At 58.6% G+C, this 261-nt stretch carries 1 protein-coding gene; it reads left to right on the top strand.

Annotated elements, in window-relative coordinates; genetic code table 11:
• On the top strand, positions 1–261 hold a 261-nt coding region (locus QMG56_RS23320; protein ID WP_281825294.1), incomplete at both ends, for an alpha/beta fold hydrolase.

The raw sequence follows: 261 nt of genomic DNA, 5'->3' as shown, positions 1-261 counted from the left end.
CGACCTGCTGGGATTCGGCTATACGGATCCCGCCCGCGATCAGAAATACAGCATGGCCATATGGCACGATCATCTGGTCGCCTTCATGGATGCGCTGGGCGTCGCCAAGGCATCGGTGATAGGAAATTCGTTTGGAGGGGCGCTGGCACTGCGCCTCGCTGCTGACAGCGGCCATCGTGTGGATAAGATCGTTCTGAACGGTCCGGCCGGGCTCAATTTTCCGATAACCGATGCCTTGAAAGCAGCTTGGGGGTATGAGCC

Source organism: Sphingobium sp. BS19, from assembly GCF_027925545.1.
Lineage (GTDB): Bacteria > Pseudomonadota > Alphaproteobacteria > Sphingomonadales > Sphingomonadaceae > Sphingobium.
Note: the sequence above shows the minus strand (reverse complement) of the source record. Positions and strands in the feature narration are given on the sequence as shown.